The following is a 2,088-nucleotide window of genomic DNA, read 5'->3' as shown; positions in this document are numbered from 1 at the left end:
CCAGCACCGCGACCGCCCGCCTGGCGGCCCGGCGCCGCCTCGGTCGTGTCGTCGTCATGCTCACTGACGCTAGGCACGCGACGGCGCGGGCACACTGCGGGCAGCGGGCGACCGCGGGGTGGGGACAGCCCCAGGACGCGCCGTGCCGACCAAAGTCGACGCGGCCGCCGACCTGCGGCCACTGGCGGAGGCGGGCGGCATGGCTACCGTTGGGCGGATGGACCTCCTGCGCCGGCCGTGGCGCGACTGGCTCGGCGACCTCGGCGCCGCCGGCGCCGCGATGGCGCTCGGCTGGGTGCTGCTCCAGGGCACGATCGACGACCTGCCCCCGGGGCAGACGATCGCGGTCCGGCGGGACGTGCTGATCGGCGCCGTCGCCTGCGTGTTCCTCGTCCTCTTCCGGCGCCGCCGCCCGGTGGCCCTCGCGGTCGTGATGGTGTTCGCGCAGTGGGCGGCGACGACGACGCTCGGTACGGCGGCGATCGCGATGTACTCGCTGGCGATGCTGCGTCCCTGGCGGACGGCGCTGCCGATCGCCGGCGCCAGCCTGGCACTGATCATCGCGCTGTTCCGGGTCTCGGCGCCCGACGAGGAGTTCCTCCAGGGCAGCGTCATCTTCGCGCTGATCTACGCGGTCCTCGTCACGACGGGGATGCTGGTGCGGTCCCGGCGGCAGCTCATCGCCTCGCTGGAGGAGCGGGCCCGCGCCGCCGAGACCGAGCAGCGGCTGCGGGTCGAGGAGGCCCGGCTGCTGGAGCGCGAGCGGCTCGCCCGCGAGATGCACGACGTCCTCGCGCACCGCATCTCGCTGCTGGCGGTGCACGCGGGGGCGCTGGAGTTCGGCCCGGGCACGCCGGACGGGCAGCGCGAGGCCGCCGGGATCATCCGGCGCAGCGCCCACGAGGCGATGGAGGACCTGCGCGAGGTGATCGGCGTCCTGCGCCACGACGCGCCCGGCGGCGATCCCGAGCGCCCGCAGCCGACGCTCGCGGACGTCCCCGGGCTCGTCGAGGAGTCGCGGCGGGCCGGGGGCCGCGTCACGCTGGAGCGGAACGTCCCCGACCCCGGGCTGGTCCCCTCCCGCGTGGGGCGGCACGCCTACCGGATCGTCCAGGAGGGGCTGACGAACGCCCGCAAGCACGCGCCGGGCGCGGACGTCCGGGTGTCCCTGGACGCGGGCGCCGAGTTGGACGTCGAGATCGTCAACGCGGTGCCCGCCGGCCCGCCCGCCCTGCCCTTCCCCGGCTCCGGCACGGGGCTGGTCGGGCTCGCCGAGCGCGTGGCGCTGCTCGGCGGGACCCTGGAGCACGGCCGCACCGGCGACGGGCGGTTCCGGTTGCGGGCCCGCCTTCCGCTGCGGGCCGCGCATGGCGCCGGTACCGGTGGGAAAGGTGATACTCATGGCAGCGAACTCCTCTGACGAGCCCGTCCTCGAAGAACTCGAACGCGCCGAGTGCATGAAGCTCCTCGCCGGCGGCACCATCGGCCGGGTGGCGTTCGACGACGGCGAGGGGCCGACGGTCGTCCCGGTGAACTACGCCGTCGAGGGCGACTCGGTGATCTTCCGCACGTCGGCGTCGGGCCGGCTGAACCGCAACCTGCTGTCGGCGGTGACCGGTGGGGAGGTCCGGGCGGCCTTCCAGGTCGACCGGTTCGAGGAGGCCCACCACGAGGGCTGGAGCGTGCTGCTGCGCGGCGGCGCGCACCCCCTGTCCGAGACCGAGAAGGCCGAGGTCGCCCAGGTGCGGCCGTGGCCGGGAGGCGACCGGGAGGCGTGGTTCCGGCTGGCGGCGTCGAGCGTCACCGGACGCCGCCTGCGCCGAGCCTGAGCCGCCCGTAGGGTGGCGGGATGGACTCCCCTCCCGTCCGCGTCCTGATCGTCGACGACGACGCGCTCGTCCGGGCCGGCCTGTCGATGATGCTGGCGAGCGCCGACGACCTGGAGGTCGTCGCGGACGTCGCCGACGGCGCCGAGGTCGTCGCCGCGGTGAACCAGCACCGGCCCGACGTCGTGCTGATGGACATCCGCATGCCGCGGCTGGACGGGCTCGCGGCGGCCCCCCGGGGGGGGGCCCGCCCCCCCCCCCC

General features: G+C 76.0%; 3 protein-coding genes. All 3 read left to right on the top strand.

All coding sequences use genetic code 11. The features are described 5' to 3' along the window. Positions 1–142 precede the first annotated feature (142 nt). On the top strand, positions 143–1,420 hold the full coding sequence (locus AB0K37_RS41855; RefSeq protein ID WP_363991712.1) for a histidine kinase: 1,278 nt from the start codon (positions 143–145) through the stop codon (positions 1,418–1,420). Beyond that, positions 1,401–1,829: a pyridoxamine 5'-phosphate oxidase family protein gene (locus AB0K37_RS41850; RefSeq protein WP_363991709.1), complete on the top strand. Its 429-nt coding sequence runs from the start codon at positions 1,401–1,403 to the stop codon at positions 1,827–1,829. The genes AB0K37_RS41855 and AB0K37_RS41850 overlap by 20 nt, the downstream gene beginning before the upstream one ends. Positions 1,830–1,849: 20 nt before the next feature. Then, the coding region (locus tag AB0K37_RS41845) for a response regulator transcription factor (RefSeq protein ID WP_363991706.1) at positions 1,850–2,088 on the top strand (239 nt) is incomplete at its 3' end.

The sequence above is a fragment of the Actinomadura sp. NPDC049753 genome, assembly GCF_040674655.1.
GTDB classification, from domain to species: Bacteria; Actinomycetota; Actinomycetes; order Streptosporangiales; family Streptosporangiaceae; genus Spirillospora; species Spirillospora verrucosospora.
The sequence above is the reverse complement of the archived record's forward strand: the minus strand, read 5'-3'. Positions and strand labels throughout refer to the sequence as shown.